This is a genomic window from Thermotoga sp. (assembly GCF_021162145.1).
Taxonomy (GTDB): Bacteria; Thermotogota; Thermotogae; order Thermotogales; family Thermotogaceae; genus Thermotoga.
In genome coordinates, this window is the sequence record NZ_JAGGZH010000147.1 from 44422 (window position 1) to 63934 (window position 19513).

Below are 19513 nucleotides of genomic sequence, written 5' to 3' on the forward strand. Positions count from 1 at the left end.
AGGTGGAGGAAATGGCTTTAAAATTTGATTTTTCGAATCTTTTCGAACCAAATATCTCCGGTGGACTGAAAGAGGAAGACGTGGAGAGTGCAAAAGAAAAGGTGGTAAAAGCGATAAGATATTTCTCGGAGAACACACCAGACTTTGCCAGACTGGATAGAAAGTGGATCGATTCGGTGAAAGAACTCGAGGAGTGGGTAGTGAACTTCGATACAATAGTTGTTCTGGGAATTGGGGGATCTGGCCTCGGAAACCTCGCTCTTCATTATTCCTTAAGACCACTGAACTGGAACGAGATGTCCAGGGATGAGAGGAACGGCTACGCGAGGGTCTTCGTCGTGGACAACGTCGACCCCGACTTCACGGCTTCTGTCCTTGACAGAATAGACCTGAAGACGACGCTGTTCAACGTGATCTCAAAATCCGGTTCCACCGCCGAGGTTATGGCAAATTACTCGATCGCGAGAGGAATTCTGGAGACAAATGGACTCGATCCTAGAGAACATATGCTCATCACAACGGATCCGGAGAAAGGCTTTTTGAGAAAAGTGGTGAAAGAAGAAGGCTTCAGAAATCTCGAGGTACCACCTGGTGTTGGGGGAAGGTTCAGTGTGCTGACACCTGTTGGACTCCTCTCTGCCATGGCAGAGGGTATCGACATAGAAGAACTCCATGATGGCGCCCGCGATGCGTTCGAAAAATGTACGAAGGAAGACGTGTTTGAAAATCCAGCGGCGATGATCGCCCTCACGCACTATCTCTACCTGAAAAAGGGAAAGAACATCTCCGTCATGATGGCCTACTCCAACAGAATGACCTACCTTGTAGACTGGTACAGACAGCTGTGGGCAGAAAGCCTTGGAAAGAGGTACAACGTGAGAGGGGAGGAGGTTTTCACAGGGCAGACACCGGTGAAAGCCATAGGCGCAACTGATCAACACTCACAGATACAGCTCTACAACGAAGGACCGAACGACAAAGTGATAACGTTCTTGAGAGTGGAAAACTTCGACAGAGAAATCACGATACCGGACACCGGAAGGGAAGAACTCAAGTACCTTGCAAGAAGGAAGCTCTCTGAACTTCTCTTTGCAGAGCAAACAGGAACGGAGGAAGCCCTGAGGAAAAACAACAGGCCGAACATGAAGGTGATCTTCGACAGGCTCACTCCCTACAACGTGGGTCAGTTCTTCGCTTATTACGAAGCCGCGACAGTCTTCATGGGATGTCTTCTTGAGATCAATCCATTCGACCAGCCGGGTGTGGAGCTCGGAAAGAAGATTACATTCGCTCTCATGGGAAGAGAGGGTTACGAATACGAAATAAAAGATCGCGCCAAGAAGGTGGTCATAGAATGAGCGTCTTTAAAGGAGTGATGTACGAAGGGGAAATGGTCTTCTTCATAGAAGGTGGACCACTTGGAGAAGAAGGAACTTACATTATCGTTTCTGACGACCCCACCGTTGAGGAGAGGATATCGAAAATAATGGAAAAGCTGAACACACCAAGTGTCATTTTCCTCGCAAGGGACGAGTACGAGAGGTTCAAGTCAGAGTTAGAGAAAAAGGCAAAGAGAGTATGGTGATCGGAGTTACGGGGAAGATAGGGACAGGAAAGACAACGGTCTGCGAAATTCTGAAGAGAGACTACGGAGCCTACGTGGTGAACGTAGACGAGATTGGTCATGAGATCCTGGAAGAGGTGAAAGAAAAACTCGTCGAGTTGTTCGGTGAATCGGTTCTGGAAGACGGCAAGGTGATTCGAAAAAAACTGGGTGAAATCGTCTTCAGATCCGAGGAGAAACTGAGAAAGCTCGAACGACTCGTCCACCCACTCATGAGGAAAAAGGTGGAAAATATCGTGAAAGAAAGGAGCGGCCTTGTTGTGATAGAGGCCGCTCTTTTGAGGAGAATGAAATTGGATACACTCTGCGATCACGTCATCACCGTCGTTGCGAAGGAAAAAAAGATCGTTGAGAGGAACAAATTCGCAAGAGAGAGACTGAAGTTTCAAAAAGACGTGATCCCCCAGGGGATTGTCATCCCGAACAACTCTTCGATCGCAGATCTTGAAAAAAAAGTCAGGGAAGTGGTGAGCCTCATATGGGAGAGACGCGAATCACAGGAGGCAAATACAGGGGAAGAAAGTTGAAAACAGGTGACTTTTTCAGGCCCACCATGTCCTCCGTGAGGAGTGCTCTTTTCAACATGGTGAATGTGGAAGGAAAGAGTTTTCTGGAGCTCTTCTGCGGTAGCTGTGTGGTGAGTTGCGAAGCACTGAGCAGAGGGGCGGACAGGGTTGTATGCGTCGACAGGTCAAAGAGAGCTCTCAAAATATGCAGGAAAAATCTCGAAACGATAGGAAACTCAGCCAGACTGGTTTACAAAGATGCAATAGATTATTTGAAAACGGCCCGTGAGAAGTTCGATATCGTCTTTCTCGATCCTCCTTACGAAAATGTCGAAGTCATCGAAAAGACTCTACAACTACTCCCGCGGGTAATGAGGAAAGAAGGCCTGGCGATTCTCGAAAAGGGCAAAAGAATCAAGATAGATCTTTCCGGTTTTGAGATCACCAAAAGAAAAGGCTACGGTGAAACGGAACTCGTTTTTTTGAAGGTGAAAGAATGATCATAAGATCCTGGGAGTACTACGACAGAATCGCAGGAAAGTACGACCCCATGTACGAGACACCAAAGTGGAGGCTTTACCACAAGTTGATTCAGTCCTTCTTGAGTGAGTATCTGAAGGAACCCTGTAAGGTACTGGATCTTGGTGGGGGTACGGGAAGGTGGAGCTTGTTTCTTCAAGAGAGGGGCTTTGACGTAACTCTAGCTGACCCTTCCGAGGAGATGTTGAAAGTTGCAGAAAGAAAGGGTGTAAAAAAACTTTTCAAAGCGCGTGCGGAAGATCTCCCTTTCCCTTCACACTCCTTTGACGTTGTGATGGCCATGGGGGATGTCTTAAGCTACGTTGAAGATAAAATCAAAGCGTTTTCCGAAATAGCAAGGGTTTTGAAACCTAGTGGCCTTCTGATAGCAACGGTGGACAATTTTTACGCTTTTCTTCAACACATGATAAAAGAAGAGGCTTGGGAGAGAATCCCGCGCTTTTTGAAAACGCAGACCATCGAAGTGGGAAGCACACTCTTTTCTTTCAACTCCTATGCTTTCAAACCGGAAGATATAAAATCTATAGAGGCTTTTGATATGATCGACATGCGTGGAATAGGGGTTTTCGACTACACTGAAGATCAACTGAAGAGGGAGGAAGGCATCATTTTTGATCTGGAGAGGGAATTTTCTAAAGACAGGGCAATTCTGTGGAGAGCAGAGCACATCTTTTTTGTATTAAAAAGAAAAGGGAGCCTATAGGCTCCCTTTTGGTGGGTGCGGCAGGGATTGAACCTGCGACCTCTTCCTCGTCAAGGAAGCGCTCTCCCACTGAGCTACGCACCCATCACCGCTTAATTATAATACCATAACTGTAACGTGACGTCAAGGTGGAGTTGGAGTTCAAAAGGACTTGAAATGGTCAGAAAGTTGTGCTAATATATATTTCGGAGTTGCCGAGGTGGTGGAACTGGCAGACACGCATGGTTGAGGGCCATGTGGGCTTCGGCCCGTGCGGGTTCAAGTCCCGCCCTCGGCACCAAGCAGATCAACCGGAGGACTGTTCCTCCGGTTTTTTCATTAATCTGCCAATTCCAAGGAGAATTCCCAGAATGATGAACAGATAGTAGTTGAAGAACCGCCAGATAAGAAGTGACACGATCGCGTCTGCCTTTTCGATGATGTTCGAATAGACAACGTAGTAGATGACCTCGACAGCACCACTGGCACCGGGTGTGGGAACGAAGTACACAACCAGGCTCAGAGCAAGCTGGATACTGACTATCTGAAACAGAGACACTTCTATCGAAGGATTCACGGTCTTTATCGAAAGGTATGTGCTCGCATGAATGCACACAATCATCGTTCCGGAAAGAACCATTGTAATGAAGGCTTTCGCTCTCGAAGATCTCCAGAGTTCCTTCATGGCGGACATGTAACCCAAAATCCTCTCTTTTACGAGGCTTTCTACCTCTTTTCTGCTCTTTTTGGAGAAGAACGCCATGATTTTCATGATGGGATTTGACAGAAAGAATTTCTCGAGAAATCTCCTGCTGAAAGAAAGAAGGATTATGAAAACGTAAAAAGCGAAAGCAAGGACAATTCCGATAAAGAAGAGATCCCCTAGGATTCCAAGAGAGCGAAACGTGTCAAAATAGAAGAGGAAAAAGAAAAAACCAGACACGATCGTGAAGGAAAACGAGGAAAAGAACCTCACCGCTATCACCGAAGCAGCTTTCTCGAAGGGAACGCCAGATTTCACAAGGTGATATATTTGGAAAGGTTGTCCCCCAGCTGCAAAGGGTGTTACGGTACTGGCATAGAAACCCCATAGTGAATTCGAAACACACGTTTTGAAAGGAATCCTCCCGAGGAGAATACTGGTCCTCAGGGCATCAACGATAACTATTGTGAAAAAGTTCAGAGCAAGCAGAAAGATGAATCTCATATCCAGGTGTTTTAAACCCTTCCAAACGTTTCCACTGCCTGCAAGAGATACTATGAGGACGGCTGCACCTATTCCTATGATCACCGGAAGAAGAATGTTTCGCTTCATACTCATCTCCTCTCCTTTGATGCTTGCTAAGAAAAAGATTAACACACGTGGTAATATTCTTTTGAGGAGGTGACCTGCATGTTCAATCTCGAAGAGTACACGGAAAAGGCCCAAAAAGTAATGATGAGCATTCAGGATATAATGACCAGATACAGGCAGAACCAGCTCTCCAGCGAACACATATTGCTTGCAATTCTTGAGGAAGGAAACAACGTTGGTGTGGAACTCCTGAAGGAGGTGAACGTGGATATAAACAGATTGAAAGACGACGTAGAAACGTTCATAGGGAAATACGGTGTCAGGGTCCCGGATGGAACATCCGTCTCCCAGATTTTCATAACACCGGACGCAAGACACGTGATAGAAAAGGCCCGCGAAGAAGCCAGAAGGATGGGAGACTCGAAGATAGGAACGGAGCATCTTCTTCTCGGAATGGTTCTTTCTCCCGACTCCACAGCATTTCGTATCCTTTCAAGGTACGGCGTGACACCAGAGAAAGTGTACGAAGCCATAAGAAAGATAAGAGCAGCTGGGAAAACGGACGAGGCAGAGAACATCGAAGCCTTGGCCCGTTTCACGGTGGATCTCACCCAGCTTGCCCGCGAGAAAAAGCTCATGCCCGTGGTGGATCGTGAGAAAGAAATCAGAAGGGTGATACAGATACTCTCACGTCGTACCAAGAACAATCCTGTTCTGATTGGAGATCCAGGGGTTGGAAAAACGGCCGTTGTTGAAGGACTTGCACAGAGAATTGTTGAAGGAAAGGTTCCCCTCTTTCTGAGAAACGTGAGGGTGCTCAAACTCGACATGGGAAGACTGGTCGCAGGAACACGCTTCAGAGGGGACTTCGAAGAAAGACTGAAACGTCTCCTCGATGAGTTGAGGAGGAAGAAGGGAGAAGTCGTCCTCTTCATAGACGAGGTACACACGGTCGTGGGTGCAGGAGCCGCCGAAGGCGCTCTCGACGCTGCGAATATCATGAAACCAGAGCTCACAACGGGAGAGATTCAAATAATAGGTGCCACCACTGTTGAAGAGTACAGAAAGTACATCGAAAAAGACAGAGCACTTGAAAGAAGATTTCAGCCCGTTCTGGTGGAGGAACCCACCGTTGAGCAAACGATAGAGATTCTGAAGGGACTCAGGAAAGTTTTCGAAGACCATCACAAGGTAAAGATAACGGACGATGCCTTGGAAGCTGCCGCAAAACTCTCCGCCCGCTATATAACCAACAGGTTTCTTCCGGACAAGGCGGTAGATCTAATAGACGAAGCGGCTTCTTACGTGAGACTAGAATCTTCGTATCCATCCGAGGAAATTTTGAAGCTGGAAAAAAAGATGAGAGATCTCGAGGATAGAATAAACGATGCCGTAGTGAGAGGAGAATACGAAGAGGCGGCAAAATTGAAAGTGGAGCTCCAGAAATTGAAAGAAGAGTACGAGAAAGCAAAGGAAAACCAGGAAAATATGGAACCCGTGGTCAACGAAAGCGTTGTGGCGAAAATTGTGGAACAGTGGACTGGAATTCCCGTGTCTCGCATCATGGAATCTGAAAAAGTCAAACTCCTGAAACTGGAAGAACTGATCCACCAGCGCCTGGTGAATCAGGAAGAAGCGGTGAGGATAGTGGCCCGTACCATCAGGCGAGCCAGGGTGGGGATCAAAAATCCGAGGAGACCCATCGGTGTCTTTCTCTTTTTGGGGCCAACCGGTGTTGGAAAAACCGAGCTTGCAAGAACTCTCGCCGATGTGCTCTTTGGAAGTGAAGACGCCATGATAAGGCTCGACATGAGCGAGTACATGGAAAAGCACTCCGTTGCAAGACTTATAGGAGCTCCTCCGGGATACGTGGGTTACGAGGAAGGTGGCCAGCTCACAGAGGCTGTGAGGAGAAGACCTTACAGTGTGGTACTGCTCGACGAGATAGAAAAGGCGCACCCCGATGTGTTTAACATATTGCTTCAAGTCTTTGAAGATGGGCGTCTGACAGATGGGAAAGGAAACACGGTGGATTTCAGAAACACCATCATCATCATGACGAGCAACATTGGAAGTGATAAGATTCTGGGGTCCTTGGAGAACGTCCGGCTCGAGATAGAAAAAGAGCTTCGAAACACCTTCAAACCGGAGTTTCTGAACAGAATAGATGCAGTTGTCTACTTCAAACCTCTCACAATGGATGAGGTGAAGAAGATCGTCGAGATCATGGTAAAACAACTTGGAGACATCCTGAAAGACAAAAGAATCACCCTCGAGCTCACTGAAAGGGCGAAGGAATACCTGGCCGAGGCAGGGTATGTTCCTTCACTCGGTGCAAGACCTCTCAGAAGAATCATCGAGCTCGAACTGGAGTCTATGGTAGCCGACAAGATCCTGGAGGGTGAAATAAGCGAGGGAGATCACATCGTGGTCGATGCTGACGAATACGGTCTGAAGATTGAGAGGAGGTGAAGATCCATGGAAGAGAGGAAAGAAAAACTCTCCATGAAGGATCTCATCCTCCTCTTTTTCAGTACTATAAGCGCAAGGTGCTGGGCAAGATTGGGCCTTACAGAAGACGAATACGGAGATTTCTACCAGGATCTCGGTGAGGCTCGTTTGGGTATAGATACGCTAGATGCGGTTTTCAACAAGATCAAAGACCTGGTGGACGAAAAGGTGCGTCGTGAAATGGAGGGAGTGCTCTCCACACTGAAACTCAATTATTTCCATCAGTATCAGAAGAGTCAGAAGAAGAAAGAGGCGAATCAGACATGAACGTTGCGGTACTGCTCGCTGCTGGGGAAGGAAAAAGGCTCGGTGAAAAGGTACCCAAGCAGTTTCTTGAGATAGAGGGAAGGATGCTTTTCGAATATCCTCTCAAGACACTCTTAGACAGCGATGTTATCGACGGTGTCGTGATCGTGGTGGCAAAAGATTGGATCGGCCGCGTGACAAAGAAAGCAAAGCACGAAAAGATCCTGGGAATCGTCGAAGGTGGCGATTCTCGAAGTCAGAGTGTCAGAAACGCTCTTAAGTTTCTTGAAAACATCAAGCCGTCGTACGTTCTCATACACGACTCGGCGCGTCCTTTTTTGAGAAAAGAGTACGTCGGAGCGGTTTTAAAAAAGGCCCAGGAAACCGGGGCGGCCACTCTTGCTCTGAGGAACTCAGACACACTCGTGAAACTCAGTGACTCGAAGATCAACTATGTTCCAAGAGATAGCATCTACAGGGTGCAAACACCTCAGGCCTTTTCATACGATCTGCTGAAAAAAGCGCACAGCGAAGGCAAAGAGTGGGCGGACGACACTGAGCCTGTTCACAGACTCGGTGTGGAGATATCCATTGTCGAAGGAGATGTCTTCTGTTTTAAAGTGACTTTCAAAAGCGACCTTGAACTTGCGAGGATTATCGCAAGAGAGTGGGAGAGGATAGAATGATTTACTATGGTACCATATTCGATCACAAAGTGAGATTTTCTATCGTCCGGATGAAAGAAGTGGTGGAAGAAGTAAGAAACCGGCACAATCTTTCTTATCTTGCCACGGTCGTTTTGGGAAGAGCCCTCATCGGTGCAGCATTGATGACACCGTGGCTCGCAGAAGGAGAACGATGGACCCTCGACATAGAGGGGGACGGCCCCATAAGAAAAGTGATCGCCCAGTCGACGAACAAGTTCACCGTCAGGGGGTACGTTGCAAATCCTTCCGTGGAGCTTCCTCTGAAAGAAAACAGGAAGTTCAACGTTTCTGGAGCGATCGGAAGGGGTGCCCTTAGGGTGATACGGGATCTTGGATTGAAAACTCCCTTCGTCTCCCAGGTTCCACTGGTGAGCGGAGAAATTGCTGAGGATCTTGCCTACTACTTCACCGTTTCCGAGCAGATTCCATCTGCCTTTTCTCTTGGGGTCCTCATGGATACAAGGGGTGTGAAAATAGCAGGAGGATTTGCTGTTCAGATTCTCGATAGGTCCCTTGAAAAAGAAAATGTGGAGATGATAGAAAATAACATAAAGAACCTTCCTTACGTCACAAAACTCTTTCAGGAGACAGAACCGCTGGACGTTTTGGAAATGATCTTCGGAGAGAAGGTGGGCTTCGTCGAAACAGCGGAGATAAGATACAGATGCGATTGCAACCGTGAGAAGGCAAAATCTGCTCTTCTTGTGCTGGATGAAAAAGAACTGGAAGATATGAGAAAGGAAGGAAAGGGAGAAGTAATCTGCAAGTGGTGCAGCACGAAATATGTCTTCTCTGAAGAGGAATTAAGAGAGCTTCTCAAGCTCAAGAAAAACAGTGCGAGTTCCTGAAGGGTTCGAGATCTTCAAAAATCTTTCTGTGATCTCAAGGACAATTTTTTCGCTTTCCATGCGGGCAAGGGTGCTTCTCAATTTCTTTGAGGGAAAGACCACGAGGAAATCCCTGCCCGGCTCTACGAACAGTTCCGCGGTATAGCTCAGATTCTTTTTCTTCACAACTATCTTCATTATATCGTTTTTTCTTGAAAGTGTGGCATAAGACCCTTTTGAGATCACCGCTGCTTTTCTCACAAGCTTGGCAAGGATCTCTTTTCTTGACTCCAATCTTTCAATGGTCTCTTCCACCAAGATGTTTTTGAGAGCCTCTTTTTCTACCATGTCCACCCTGTCTCCGCAGACCTCCATGATGAGATAGGGGTATTTCACCACCAGTTTTCCTGATTTTTCGTAAAAGTCCAGAGTTTGAACGTTCAGTCTCTGAAGGGCTTTGAAGATGTGTCTCACCGTTACGTAGGGTATTTTCAAGGAGAAAGAAGTCGTGGGAACGGCGGAGACCTGAGAGAGAGTCACTATATCCGAAGAAGGTCCGAACATCAACACACTCTTCTCCTCAAAGAGGAAGATCAGAAATTCTCCTTCGTCCAGATTCGAGCTGGCAAAGTTGATCGATCTTTCAAACTCGCGCTTGGAAAGTGTGCAGAGGAACTCCTCCTTTCCATTTTCAGGTGGGATCTCCCCCACCTTACATTTGACATCCAGTACCTCGTTTCCTGCCTTCAAAACGAGATGATCTTGTGAGATTGTGATGTACACTTCTTTGACCTTCACGTCACTCAGAAAGAACTTGAGCAGATCCAGGGAAACCGTTCTGCTTCCCTCAAAGCGCGGGATCTTTCCTAGAAATATTTCCATGCTCGCACAGTTGTCACTCGCTCTGAGCCAGAGTCCATCCCTGAAGAAGAAATCGATGAATCTCGCGCTTGGTTCTATGGTTCCAACAAGTTTGTCGAGCAAAAAAACCCACTCTCTCAACTCATGAGAATCAACGAGAAGTTCCACAAAACTTCACCTCAGAAATTCCTCAAGTCGCTTCAAAACATCTTCCAACTTCTCCGGGTGTTTTCCCCCTGCCTGGGCGAAGTTCTTTCTACCTCCTCCGCTTCCCCCGAGTTCTTTTGCGATGCTTTTGGCTATCATAGAAGCATTATACTTTTCCACAAGATCGCTTGAGACCTTCACAACAAGGGATACTTTGTTTTCAAATCGACTGAACACTATCACTACACCGCTCTTTTCCCTGTTCAGTACATTGTCGGCTATTCCCCCAAGGTGTTTCGGCTCTACTTCTTCAAAAACACCGTAGAACACCCTTGTTCCATCCCCCAGCTTTCTCTCGGAGATTTTCTCTTCGGAGATCTTTCCCCGAGAGAGTTTCCTTTCCAGCTCCTTGATCTTTTCCCTAAGGTTCACCACCCTGCTCACGATTTCACTTTCTCCAGCACCAAGGAGTTCTTTCAATTGTGTCACCACATCCTCATACTTCCTGATCAGTTCCAGCGTGTGAAAACCTGTAACCGCCTCCAACCTTCTCACACCGGAAGAAACGGATTCTTCCGACACTATCTTGAAGAGACCTATCTGTCCTGTGTTCCTCACGTGGGTTCCTCCACAGAGCTCTTTGCTCACACCTGGAACTTCCACCACTCTGACCACGTCACCGTATTTTTCCGTGAAGAGCGCTATGACACCAGACTCGATGGCTTCTTCATAGCTCGTGTATCTCACCTCAACGGGAATTGCCCGCATGATCCACTTGTTTACCAGGTTTTCTATCTTCTTTACCTCTTCCATTGAGAGTGCTTTGTAATGGGTAAAATCGAACCTCAACCTTTCAGGAGCAACAAGAGACCCAGCCTGCTTCACGTGTTCCCCAAGCACCTTTCTCAGGGCAGCGTGGAGCAGGTGCGTTGCCGTGTGGTTCCTCATGGTGGCTTCTCTTCTCTTCCTGTCCACCTTCAAAAGAATCCTCTGCCCCTTCCGAAGGATCCCCCTCAACACCTTGATCCTGTGGACGATTATACCTTCTGAGGCTTCAAAGACGTATTCTACTTCTCCCTCTCCGTTTTCCCACTCCATCACTCCCACGTCCGAGACTTGTCCACCTTTTTCCGCGTAGAAAGGTGTTCTGGAGAAAACCGCTTCTACTCTGTCTCCTTCCATCGCCTCTTCCAGTGGCTTATTTTCCTTCGCTATGAGAATCGTTTCCGCTTCGTTTTCAAGATGTTCGTATCCAGTGAACTCGGTCTTGAAGCCTTCTGGTAAACTTTCCAAGTATTCGTACCTCTTTGCGAACTCCACTTTCTCCATGGCTTCTCTTGACTTTCTCTGTTGTTCCTCCATGTACCTGTCGAAGTCCTTCACCTCAACTTCCACACCCTTTTCCCTCGCAATTTCCAGGGTGAGTTCGAGAGGAAGCCCGTACGTGTCGTAGAGTCTGAATGCATCCTGGGAGTTTATCCTTCCCTTCTTTTCCACCAGTTCGTCGAAGATCTTCATTCCCTGCCTTAGGGTCTTCAGAAACCTGTTTTCCTCGGAAGAAAGTACCTCTTTCACCATGTCTTTCCCGCGTGCGACCTCCGGGTATATCTTTCCCATCTTTTCCACGACAGCGTCGACTACTCTGTAAAGGAACGGCTCGTTCATGCCGAGAAGAATCCCGTGCCTCATTGCTCGCCTTATGATCCTTCGAAGGACATAGCCTCTTCCCTCGTTGGAGGGAAACACCCCTTCACTGATGAGAAAGGTGATGGCTCTGATGTGATCCGCTATGACTCTAATAGAGACGTCCTTTTCTTCATCGGTCTTGTATGAAACTCCGGTCAGCTCTTCTATGGTCTTTATTATCGGCTGGAACAGGTCTGTGTCGAAATTGCTGTAAACTCCCTGCATCATCGCACAGAATCTTTCGAGTCCGGCACCGGTGTCTATGTTTTTCCTCGGAAGAGGATGAAGTTTCCCATTTTCGTCCTGATAGTACTCCGTGAAGACGAGGTTCCATATCTCAACGAAACGCCCCTCAGAATTCGCGGGCGTGCACTTTTCTCCTTCGGGACAACCCTCTGAGTATCCGGTGTCGTAGAAGATTTCTGTGTCCGGCCCACACGGACCTGTCGGCCCTGCCGGTCCCCAGAAGTTGTCTTCTTTACCGAGTCTCAGAATTTTCTCTTCGGGAAGACCGACCTTTTCGTTCCATATCCTGAAGGCTTCCTCGTCTTCCTCGTAGACGGAAACCCACAGTTTTTCCTCCGGAACACCGAGTACCTGTGTGACGAACTCCCAGGCCCATTCTATGGCCTCTTCTTTGAAGTAGTCACCAAACGAGAAATTCCCCAGCATTTCGAAGAAGGTGTGATGTCTCGGTGTTTTCCCCACGTTTTCTATGTCAACGGTTCTCAGACACTTCTGACAGGTTGCAACCCGGGTGTAAACAGGTTCCACCTTTCCCCAGAAGATAGGTTTGAAGGGAACCATTCCCGCCACTGTGAAAAGAAGCTGAGGGTCATCCGGTATGAGAGAAGCACTCGGCAGGATCCTGTGGCCTTTCCTTTCGAAGAACCTCAAAAAGGCCTCCCTTATCTCTTCGGAAGTCATGTACTTCATCTCACCACTCCTTCAAATATTTTGAATACAATGTAGCTAACGGGTGTAACAAAGAGCAGACCATCTATCCTGTCGAGCATCCCACCATGTCCCGGCAAAGTCTTTCCCGAATCTTTCACTCCGTAGTGTCTTTTCAAGGCAGATTCGAAGATGTCTCCAAAAGTGTCCATGACCGCCACCACGCCGGCAAAGGGAAGAAAAGTTCTGTAATCTATCACATTGACGGAAAGAATATTGCTGACGATCAACCGGTAAAGAAGTGTGTAGATCAGGACTCCAAGGAACCCTCCTATCACACCCTCCAGGCTCTTTCGAGGGCTGTAGTGTGGGGAAATTCTGGTTTTTCCAAATCTCAGACCCGTGAAATAGGCGAAAGAGTCGAACACCCAGGTAGATGTGAGAACAAGCAAAGCATTGGCAGCACCGAACTCACGGTATATAGGCAAAAAGAAGCTCAAAAAGAAAGCAACGTACACCAGTGCGATGGAAAAGACCGCCATCGTTCTGAACACCTGAGTGGGATCTTTGTCGGTCGCCAGAGAAAAGATCACCCCGATTATGAACGCCAGGGAAAACGGTTGAACAGGGTCCTTGAAGACAAGGCCATAGAGGGCAGGATAAATTGCAAGAAGTATCACGTAGAAGAACCTTGCATCACGCTCTCTCAACTCCAGAGTGATCAACTCATAGCCTGAAAGAATCACGATGGCAGAGACAAGTCCCACCAGACTTTCATAACTCACAAAGCACAGAACAACAAACGGTGCCACAACGCTGGCCGTTATTACCCTGGTCTTCAGGTCATCCATCACTTAGACCCCCAAACCGTCTTTCCCTTCTGGAGTAGCTCTCTATCGCCCTCAAAAAATCCTTTTTCGTGAAATCCGGCCAGAGCTTTTTGGTGAAGTAGAGTTCAGAGTAAGCAGACTGCCAGAGAAGGAAGTTACTGATACGAAGTTCACCCGATGTTCTTATTATCAGATCCGGATCGGGAACATCCGGTAGATAAAGATAGTTTCTAAACGTCTCCTCGTTGAGAACAATCTTCTTTCCCCTTTTAACGTCCCTCAGGATGGTCTCAACCGCGTCCAGAATCTCCCTTCTTCCCCCATAATTGAACGCTATCACAAGAATCATACGGTCGAAAGAACTGGTCTTTTCTTCCACTTCGTTCCATTTCCTCACAACGCTTTCCGGAAGACCTTCTTTTTTTCCAAGGATCCTCACTCTTACTCTTTCTTTTCTGAGGAGGTCCATTTCACGGTCTATCATCTGAACGAAAAGATCCATCAAAAACTCCACTTCTTCCCTGGGGCGCTTCCAGTTCTCCGTGGAGAAAGAGTACGCTGTGAGATACTTTATTCCAAGCTCCAGTGACCACTTCACTGTGTTGTGAAGAACCTTAGCACCTCTCTGGTGCCCTTTTATTCTGGGAAGTCCTCTTTTCTTTGCCCACCTTCCGTTCCCATCCATTATGATCGCAACATGCTGGGGTATCCTCAAAACTCCATAATCTCCTCTTTTTTATTTTCGAACGCCTCGTCCAGCTTTCCGTTGAATTCATCTGTCAGTTTCTGTACCTCGTTTTCAAGCCTTCTTGCGTCATCTTCCGGAATGTTCCCTTCTTTTTGATCCTCCTTGATCTTCTTTATTATCTCCCTTCTTATGTTCCTGATGGCGATCTTCCCTTCTTCGACTATCTTCTTTGCCTTCTTGACCCACTTTTCTCTCTGCTCCGTGGTCGGAGTGGGAAATACAAGCCTGATCACATTTCCGTCGTTCACAGGATTCAGACCGAGGTCCGACGCGTTTATAGCCTTCTCTATCAGAGGCAGAACGCTCTTATCCCAGGGTTTTATGACGAGAGTCCTTTCCTCTGAGACGGATATCGTGGCGAGCTGGTTGATGGGTGTAGGTACACCGTAGTACTCGACTTTGATCTCTTCCAGAATAGCAGGTGAAGGCTTTCCTGTCCTCATTTTTTTCAGTTCGTCCTCGATCTTTTCAAGAGTCTTTTTCATCTTTTCCTTTGCCTCTTTTATGAACGGATTCACCATGTCTTTCCCCTCCTTTTCCAGTAAATATTCTGTTTACCTCTTCATGTGTCGTTGTATAATATTCCCAACGTCTTCCAAAATTATAACAAATTCAGAAGCACGCCTTTGGGAACTTTCGATAAATATGCTTCACTGATTTGTAAAAATACCGATGGTATAATTAGTTAAAAAAATAACAAGCTCTACTATCTCAGAAAGGGGGAGTTCCATGGGAAAGTTCCTCAAAAAGCACTACATAATGGCACCTGGTCCAACACCGGTCCCAAACGATATTTTAACAGAAAGCGCAAAGGAAACAATACATCATAGGACACCTCAGTTCGTCTCCATAATGGAGGAAACTCTCGAGGACGCCAAGTACCTCTTTCAGACAAAAAACAACGTCTACGCCTTCGCTTCCACGGGAACGGGAGCCATGGAGGCCGCTGTTGCAAACCTTGTGAGTCCTGAAGATAAAGTGATTGTGGTTGTCGCTGGAAAATTCGGAGAAAGATGGAAAGAGCTCTGTCAGTCTTACGGGGCGGACATCGTTGAGATCGCGCTCGAGTGGGGAGACGCTGTCACACCTGAACAGATAGAAGACGTTCTCAACAAAAATCCCGATGCAAAAGTTGTATTCACCACTTACAGTGAGACATCCACAGGAACGGTCATAGATCTTGAAGGAATAGCCAGAGTAACGAGAGAGAAAGATGTAGTTTTATTGACAGATGCCGTCAGTGCCCTCGGTGCTGAACCGCTGAAGATGGACGAATGGAGTGTAGATGTTGTGGTCACCGGATCTCAAAAAGGGCTGATGCTTCCTCCCGGCCTTGCACTCATATCGCTCAACGACAAAGCGTGGGAACTTGTAGAAAAGTCGAAATCCCCGAGGTACTACTTCGACCTGAGAGCCTACAGAAAGTCCTACCCAGACAATCCATACACTCCGGCGGTCAACATGATATACATGTTGAGGAAGTCATTAAAGATGATCAAAGAGGAAGGAATAGAAAACGTCTGGGAAAGGCACAGGGTACTCGGTGAAGCGACGAGAGCAGCGGTAAAAGCCATTGGTCTGGAGCTTCTCTCCAAAAGACCCGGCAACGTGGTGACGGCCGTTAAGGTACCCCCCGGTGTGGATGGAAAGCAAATTCCCAAGATCATGAGGGACAAATACGGCGTGACCATCGCAGGGGGCCAAGCTAAGCTCAAAGGGAAAATTTTCAGGATAGCACACTTAGGATACATGTCACCGTTCGATACCATCACAGCCATCACCGCCCTCGAGTTTACCCTGAAAGAACTCGGATACGATTTCGAGCTCGGCTCAGGTGTGAAAGCTGCTGAAACGGTTTTCGCGAAAGAATTCGTCGGGGAGTGATGTGAATGGCAAAATACAAGGTGCATGTGAACGATCCGCTTGATGAGGGAGCAACAAAACTTCTCATGGAAAAGGAAGAACTGGAAGTCACATCAAAGCACCTGGAAAAAGAAGAGCTTTTGAGGGCGATTCCAGAGATAGACGTTCTCGTTGTGAGGAGCGCCACAAAGGTCACAGCAGACGTCATAGAAGCTGGAAAAAACTTAAAGATCATCGCAAGAGCTGGTATCGGTCTTGACAACATAGACATCCAGAAGGCAAAAGAAAGAGGAATAAAAATTCTCAATACTCCCGGAGCAAGTGCACCGTCCGTCGCAGAACTTGCGATCGGACTCATGTTAGCCTGTGCCCGCCACATAGCGAGGGCCACCATATCGTTGAAAGAAAGCAAATGGGAAAAGAAAATGCTGAAAGGAAAAGAACTCCTCGGAAAGACACTTGGGCTCATTGGATTCGGGAATATCGGGCAGGAAGTTGCCAAAAGGGCGCTAGGATTTGGTATGAAAATCATAGCATACGACCCCGCCAGGCCCAGAACGGATCTTCCCGTTGAATACGTGGATCTGGACACGCTTTTGAAAGAAAGTGACTTCATTTCTCTCCACGTTCCTCTCACTGAGTCGACAAAGCACATAATAAACAAAGAAACCATCTCCAAAATGAAAGATGGAGTGATAATAGTCAACACGTCGCGAGGAGGAACAATCGACGAGGAGGCACTTTACAAGGCACTTGTGAGTGGAAAGGTGTACGCGGCTGGTCTTGACGTTTTCGAAGTGGAACCGCCAACCGATGAGCTCAGAAAGAAGTTGCTCAGCCTGGACAACGTTGTAGTAACTCCACATATAGGAGCTTCCACAGCGGAAGCCCAAAAGAGAGTTGGAAAAGAACTCGTGGAGAAGATTTTCAAAGAGCTGGGAATTTGAAGCCGGGGACTGTTTCCCGGCTTTTCTTCTTTCTTTTGAAAATCACCCTCGCACTTAAAGAAGTTATCTCGAAGAAAAAGAGAACGACACAGAAAACCAAGATGAAAAAATCCTTGATCCTTTCCATATTGTCCCCTCCGTCTCTATAGATCGATCTTCCTCACTTCAGGTTCAACTTGACAGATTCAAAAAAATATTCTACAATCTGACTATGGATCTCAAGATATATCTAGTGATATATCGGGTGATACTATGAGAGGATTCAAAGGTCATCTAAAACTGCTTGTTCTGCACATCATCTCTCAAGAACCTTCGCACGGTTACTCGATAATGAAGAAGATATCTGAACTTATTGGTGCAGAGCCTCCAAGCTCCGGTGCTTTGTATCCCATACTCGCTTCACTAAAAAGAAGAAAGTTCATCGAAGAGCAAGTGGAAGGAAGAAGGAAGGTCTACAGTCTAACCAAGAAAGGAAAGAAATTCCTTTCAGAAAACGAAAAAAATCTCAAAGAGGCCCTATTAGCTGCAGAAAGATTGAAAGAGTTCTACGAACTTGGAGGAAAAGAGCTGAAGAACGTCGCTGTTCTCATCTTTAAGAACCTTTCCCACCTGAGTTCTTCTCAGAAAGATCAGTTGAAGACCACTTTAAAGGAGCTGGAAAGAAAAATTCAACGGATCATCTACGGAGGTGAATGAGATGGAAGACATAATCGTAGTGGAAAACCTTGTCAAAAAGTTTGGAAACTTCGAAGCAGTAAGAGGTGTCTCTTTTTCCGTCAGAAAGGGAGAGATCTTCGCGTTCCTTGGACCAAACGGTGCAGGGAAAACCACCACCATCCACATGCTCACCACCCTTCTGAAGCCAACAAATGGGAAAGCGTGGGTTGCCGGCCACGATGTTTTGAAGGAACCCAAAGAGGTTAGGAAGAAGATTGGGATCGTTTTTCAGGATCAATCACTCGATAGAGAGCTCACGGCCTATGAGAACATGTACATTCACGGAAGGATATACGGCTACCACGGTGAGAAGCTAAAAAAGAGAATTCTCGAGCTTCTTGAATTCGTGGAGCTTTTGGAGTTCAAAGACAAACCGGTGAAGACCTTCAGTGGAGGAATGGCAAGAAGACTGGAAATAGCAAGGTCTCTGATACACGAACCGGAAGTTCTCTTTCTCGACGAACCCACAATCGGTCTCGATCCACACACAAGGGCACACATATGGGAGTATATCTCGAAAATGAAAAAAGAACACAATATGACCATATTCCTCACCACGCATTACATGGACGAGGCTGAACAGCTGGCAGACAGAGTGGCAATCATAGACCATGGAAAGATCATCGCACTCGGAAGTCCAGATGAACTGAAACAGTTGGTTGGGAAGGAAATAATCTATGTGAAGTTCTCAGATCACGTGGACTGTCTTGATGGAGACTTTATAAAGACGTGTAGAAAACTTCCAGACGAGAGATTGGAGCTGAATGTTGACAATTCCAGCAGGGCCATTCCAAAGATCTTTGAACTTGCTCAGGAGAGAGGTTTGAGAATAGAAGAGATCACCTATCACAAACCAACGCTGAACGATGTTTTCCTGCATCTTACGGGAAGAGAGCTCAGAGAAGAAAGCTCGGAAAGCTTCTTCAAAACGGTTGCGAGAATGAGAATGAGGAGGTGAGAACATGGCAGCCTTCGTGACCATGATTTACAGACAACTGGTCAGGTTTGCAAGGTCTCGATCCAGAGTGATCGGTATGATCATAAATCCCCTGATATGGCTGATTTTTTTTGGTTTGGGATGGAGTAAAGTTTTTGACAATCCTTGGGCGAAGATGATGTTCGGTGGAGTGGACTACCTCACGTATCTTGCTCCTGGTATATTCGCCATGACCATCTTCAACATGAGTTTCATCAGTGGTGTGAGCTTGATATGGGACAAACAGTTCGGTTTCTTCAAGGAAGTGCTGGTGGCACCTTCTTCAAGAAGACTAAGCATAATGGGAAGGATCGTCGGTGATGGTCTTGTCACAGTACTTCAGGGGTTCATCATCCTGTTTTTCACATACTTTCTGGCTGAGAGTTTGAAAGTCTCAGGTTTGGTTCCATCTCTGATAGTGGGGTTTCTCATGTCCATCACGATTGCAAGCTTTGGTATTACTCTTGCTCTGAAAATGGAAAGTACGGAAGGATTTCAAATGATAATGATGACCCTGATGATGCCTTTGATCTTCCTAAGTGGGGCTATGTATCCGATAGACTCTATGCCAAACTGGATGAAAGCACTTGCCTATATAAATCCATTGACCTATGCCGTCGATGCTTCAAGAGGATATCTTGTTGGATCACATGTAATGAAGTTTTCCTTTGGAATGGACTGGGGCGTCTTGAGTGTATTGATGGTGGTTGGTCTTATTCTCGCAACGGAAAGCTTTGAAAGGGCAAGAATCAGCTAAGCATACACCACAAAGAAGCAAAAAGCAGGGGAGAATCCCCTGCTTTTTTGTTGATCGAACACGTAACTAACCCGTTTCCATACCTCTAAGGAAGTATTGAAACTGGGTAAAATATTGGGTAAACCACACTTTGTAATTACGTTTCCATAC

Annotated in this window: 20 protein-coding genes and 2 tRNA genes; 15 read left to right on the forward strand and 7 right to left on the reverse strand. The window is 46.8% G+C overall.

Annotated features, from left to right (window positions below; genetic code table 11):
- Positions 1-11: 11 nt before the first annotated feature.
- From J7K79_RS08955 to J7K79_RS08975, 5 genes are read left to right on the forward strand one after another with little or no spacing between them, the layout of a single operon-like run.
- Positions 12-1358 carry a glucose-6-phosphate isomerase gene (locus J7K79_RS08955; RefSeq protein WP_296907763.1) on the forward strand — a complete coding sequence of 449 codons (1347 nt, stop codon included), beginning with the start codon at positions 12-14 and terminating at the stop codon, positions 1356-1358.
- A complete protein-coding gene (locus tag J7K79_RS08960; protein WP_296907766.1) occupies positions 1355-1585 on the forward strand; it encodes a hypothetical protein in 231 nt (76 codons plus the stop codon). Before J7K79_RS08955 ends, J7K79_RS08960 begins: the two co-directional genes overlap by 4 nt.
- Positions 1579-2151: a dephospho-CoA kinase gene (coaE, locus tag J7K79_RS08965; protein ID WP_296907769.1), complete on the forward strand. Its 573-nt coding sequence runs from the start codon at positions 1579-1581 to the stop codon at positions 2149-2151. Before J7K79_RS08960 ends, coaE begins: the two co-directional genes overlap by 7 nt.
- The gene (locus J7K79_RS08970) at positions 2148-2630 is read left to right on the forward strand and encodes an RsmD family RNA methyltransferase (RefSeq protein ID WP_296907772.1); all 483 of its coding nucleotides are present in this window, start codon (positions 2148-2150) and stop codon (positions 2628-2630) included. The genes coaE and J7K79_RS08970 overlap by 4 nt, the downstream gene beginning before the upstream one ends.
- On the forward strand, positions 2627-3373 hold the full coding sequence (locus J7K79_RS08975) for a class I SAM-dependent methyltransferase (RefSeq protein WP_296907775.1): 747 nt from the start codon (positions 2627-2629) through the stop codon (positions 3371-3373). The genes J7K79_RS08970 and J7K79_RS08975 overlap by 4 nt, the downstream gene beginning before the upstream one ends.
- 9 nt (positions 3374-3382) lie before the next feature.
- On the opposite strand, the gene J7K79_RS08980 is transcribed toward J7K79_RS08975, so the two are convergent.
- A tRNA-Val gene (locus J7K79_RS08980) sits at positions 3383-3457 on the reverse strand.
- A gap of 109 nt (positions 3458-3566) precedes the next feature.
- Between J7K79_RS08980 and J7K79_RS08985 the strand changes: the two genes are divergently transcribed.
- A tRNA-Leu gene (locus J7K79_RS08985) sits at positions 3567-3653 on the forward strand.
- A 6-nt stretch (positions 3654-3659) separates the two neighbouring features.
- On the opposite strand, the gene J7K79_RS08990 is transcribed toward J7K79_RS08985, so the two are convergent.
- On the reverse strand, positions 3660-4667 hold the full coding sequence (locus J7K79_RS08990) for a lysylphosphatidylglycerol synthase transmembrane domain-containing protein (protein ID WP_296907777.1): 1008 nt from the start codon (positions 4665-4667) through the stop codon (positions 3660-3662).
- A 78-nt stretch (positions 4668-4745) separates the two neighbouring features.
- Here J7K79_RS08990 and J7K79_RS08995 point away from each other — a divergent pair, with 78 nt between their 5' ends.
- Genes J7K79_RS08995 through hslO form a run of 4 tightly spaced genes read left to right on the forward strand, consistent with a single transcriptional unit; the run spans position 4746 to position 8958 of the window.
- Positions 4746-7118, forward strand: coding sequence for an ATP-dependent Clp protease ATP-binding subunit (locus J7K79_RS08995; RefSeq protein ID WP_296907780.1), 2373 nt, complete (start codon positions 4746-4748; stop codon positions 7116-7118).
- Between the two features lie 6 nt (positions 7119-7124).
- Entirely contained in the window at positions 7125-7424 is a 300-nt protein-coding gene (locus tag J7K79_RS09000; protein ID WP_296907783.1) for a DUF1844 domain-containing protein, read from the forward strand.
- The gene (gene ispD, locus J7K79_RS09005; protein WP_296907786.1) at positions 7421-8089 is read left to right on the forward strand and encodes a 2-C-methyl-D-erythritol 4-phosphate cytidylyltransferase; all 669 of its coding nucleotides are present in this window, start codon (positions 7421-7423) and stop codon (positions 8087-8089) included. The genes J7K79_RS09000 and ispD overlap by 4 nt, the downstream gene beginning before the upstream one ends.
- A complete protein-coding gene (gene hslO / locus J7K79_RS09010; protein ID WP_296907789.1) occupies positions 8086-8958 on the forward strand; it encodes an Hsp33 family molecular chaperone HslO in 873 nt (290 codons plus the stop codon). Before ispD ends, hslO begins: the two co-directional genes overlap by 4 nt.
- Here the strand turns inward: hslO and J7K79_RS09015 are convergent.
- Genes J7K79_RS09015 through frr form a run of 5 tightly spaced genes read right to left on the reverse strand, consistent with a single transcriptional unit; the run spans position 8914 to position 14624 of the window.
- Positions 8914-9966, reverse strand: coding sequence for a hypothetical protein (locus J7K79_RS09015; RefSeq protein WP_296907792.1), 1053 nt, complete (start codon positions 9964-9966; stop codon positions 8914-8916). The genes hslO and J7K79_RS09015 overlap by 45 nt on opposite strands.
- Positions 9967-9972: 6 nt before the next feature.
- Complete coding sequence (gene alaS / locus J7K79_RS09020; RefSeq protein WP_296907795.1) at positions 9973-12567, reverse strand: alanine--tRNA ligase; 2595 nt, start codon at positions 12565-12567, stop codon at positions 9973-9975.
- A complete protein-coding gene (gene cdsA, locus J7K79_RS09025) occupies positions 12564-13376 on the reverse strand; it encodes a phosphatidate cytidylyltransferase (RefSeq protein ID WP_296907798.1) in 813 nt (270 codons plus the stop codon). Before cdsA ends, alaS begins: the two co-directional genes overlap by 4 nt.
- Positions 13369-14070 carry an isoprenyl transferase gene (locus J7K79_RS09030; RefSeq protein WP_296907801.1) on the reverse strand — a complete coding sequence of 234 codons (702 nt, stop codon included), beginning with the start codon at positions 14068-14070 and terminating at the stop codon, positions 13369-13371. Before J7K79_RS09030 ends, cdsA begins: the two co-directional genes overlap by 8 nt.
- The gene (frr, locus tag J7K79_RS09035) at positions 14067-14624 is read right to left on the reverse strand and encodes a ribosome recycling factor (protein ID WP_296907804.1); all 558 of its coding nucleotides are present in this window, start codon (positions 14622-14624) and stop codon (positions 14067-14069) included. The genes J7K79_RS09030 and frr overlap by 4 nt, the downstream gene beginning before the upstream one ends.
- A gap of 208 nt (positions 14625-14832) precedes the next feature.
- Here frr and J7K79_RS09040 point away from each other — a divergent pair, with 208 nt between their 5' ends.
- From J7K79_RS09040 to J7K79_RS09060, 5 genes are all read left to right on the forward strand, one after another.
- Positions 14833-15987, forward strand: coding sequence for a serine-pyruvate aminotransferase (locus tag J7K79_RS09040; RefSeq protein WP_296907806.1), 1155 nt, complete (start codon positions 14833-14835; stop codon positions 15985-15987).
- Between the two features lie 5 nt (positions 15988-15992).
- On the forward strand, positions 15993-16913 hold the full coding sequence (locus tag J7K79_RS09045) for a hydroxypyruvate reductase (protein ID WP_296907809.1): 921 nt from the start codon (positions 15993-15995) through the stop codon (positions 16911-16913).
- A gap of 252 nt (positions 16914-17165) precedes the next feature.
- Positions 17166-17609 (forward strand): PadR family transcriptional regulator, encoded by a 444-nt coding sequence (locus J7K79_RS09050; RefSeq protein ID WP_296907812.1) that lies wholly within the window; start codon positions 17166-17168, stop codon positions 17607-17609.
- Between the two features lies 1 nt (position 17610).
- Positions 17611-18588 (forward strand): ATP-binding cassette domain-containing protein, encoded by a 978-nt coding sequence (locus tag J7K79_RS09055; RefSeq protein WP_296907815.1) that lies wholly within the window; start codon positions 17611-17613, stop codon positions 18586-18588.
- Between the two features lie 4 nt (positions 18589-18592).
- A complete protein-coding gene (locus J7K79_RS09060; protein WP_296907818.1) occupies positions 18593-19363 on the forward strand; it encodes an ABC transporter permease in 771 nt (256 codons plus the stop codon).
- Positions 19364-19513: the final 150 nt, after the last annotated feature.

Bases quoted from the DNA above. Each gene is read 5' to 3' on its own strand.
- J7K79_RS08990 (WP_296907777.1), bottom strand. From the start codon at position 4,667: ATGAAGCGAAACATTCTTCTTCCGGTGATCATAGGAATAGGTGCAGCC.
- J7K79_RS08955 (WP_296907763.1), top strand. From the start codon at position 12: ATGGCTTTAAAATTTGATTTTTCGAATCTTTTCGAACCAAATATCTCC.
- ispD (WP_296907786.1), top strand. From the start codon at position 7,421: ATGAACGTTGCGGTACTGCTCGCTGCTGGGGAAGGAAAAAGGCTCGGT.
- J7K79_RS09000 (WP_296907783.1), top strand. From the start codon at position 7,125: ATGGAAGAGAGGAAAGAAAAACTCTCCATGAAGGATCTCATCCTCCTC.
- coaE (WP_296907769.1), top strand. From the start codon at position 1,579: ATGGTGATCGGAGTTACGGGGAAGATAGGGACAGGAAAGACAACGGTC.
- hslO (WP_296907789.1), top strand. From the start codon at position 8,086: ATGATTTACTATGGTACCATATTCGATCACAAAGTGAGATTTTCTATC.
- J7K79_RS09055 (WP_296907815.1), top strand. From the start codon at position 17,611: ATGGAAGACATAATCGTAGTGGAAAACCTTGTCAAAAAGTTTGGAAAC.
- J7K79_RS08960 (WP_296907766.1), top strand. From the start codon at position 1,355: ATGAGCGTCTTTAAAGGAGTGATGTACGAAGGGGAAATGGTCTTCTTC.
- J7K79_RS08995 (WP_296907780.1), top strand. From the start codon at position 4,746: ATGTTCAATCTCGAAGAGTACACGGAAAAGGCCCAAAAAGTAATGATG.
- J7K79_RS09040 (WP_296907806.1), top strand. From the start codon at position 14,833: ATGGGAAAGTTCCTCAAAAAGCACTACATAATGGCACCTGGTCCAACA.
- J7K79_RS09050 (WP_296907812.1), top strand. From the start codon at position 17,166: ATGAGAGGATTCAAAGGTCATCTAAAACTGCTTGTTCTGCACATCATC.
- frr (WP_296907804.1), bottom strand. From the start codon at position 14,624: ATGGTGAATCCGTTCATAAAAGAGGCAAAGGAAAAGATGAAAAAGACT.
- J7K79_RS08975 (WP_296907775.1), top strand. From the start codon at position 2,627: ATGATCATAAGATCCTGGGAGTACTACGACAGAATCGCAGGAAAGTAC.
- J7K79_RS09045 (WP_296907809.1), top strand. From the start codon at position 15,993: ATGGCAAAATACAAGGTGCATGTGAACGATCCGCTTGATGAGGGAGCA.
- J7K79_RS09060 (WP_296907818.1), top strand. From the start codon at position 18,593: ATGGCAGCCTTCGTGACCATGATTTACAGACAACTGGTCAGGTTTGCA.
- cdsA (WP_296907798.1), bottom strand. From the start codon at position 13,376: ATGGATGACCTGAAGACCAGGGTAATAACGGCCAGCGTTGTGGCACCG.
- alaS (WP_296907795.1), bottom strand. From the start codon at position 12,567: ATGAAGTACATGACTTCCGAAGAGATAAGGGAGGCCTTTTTGAGGTTC.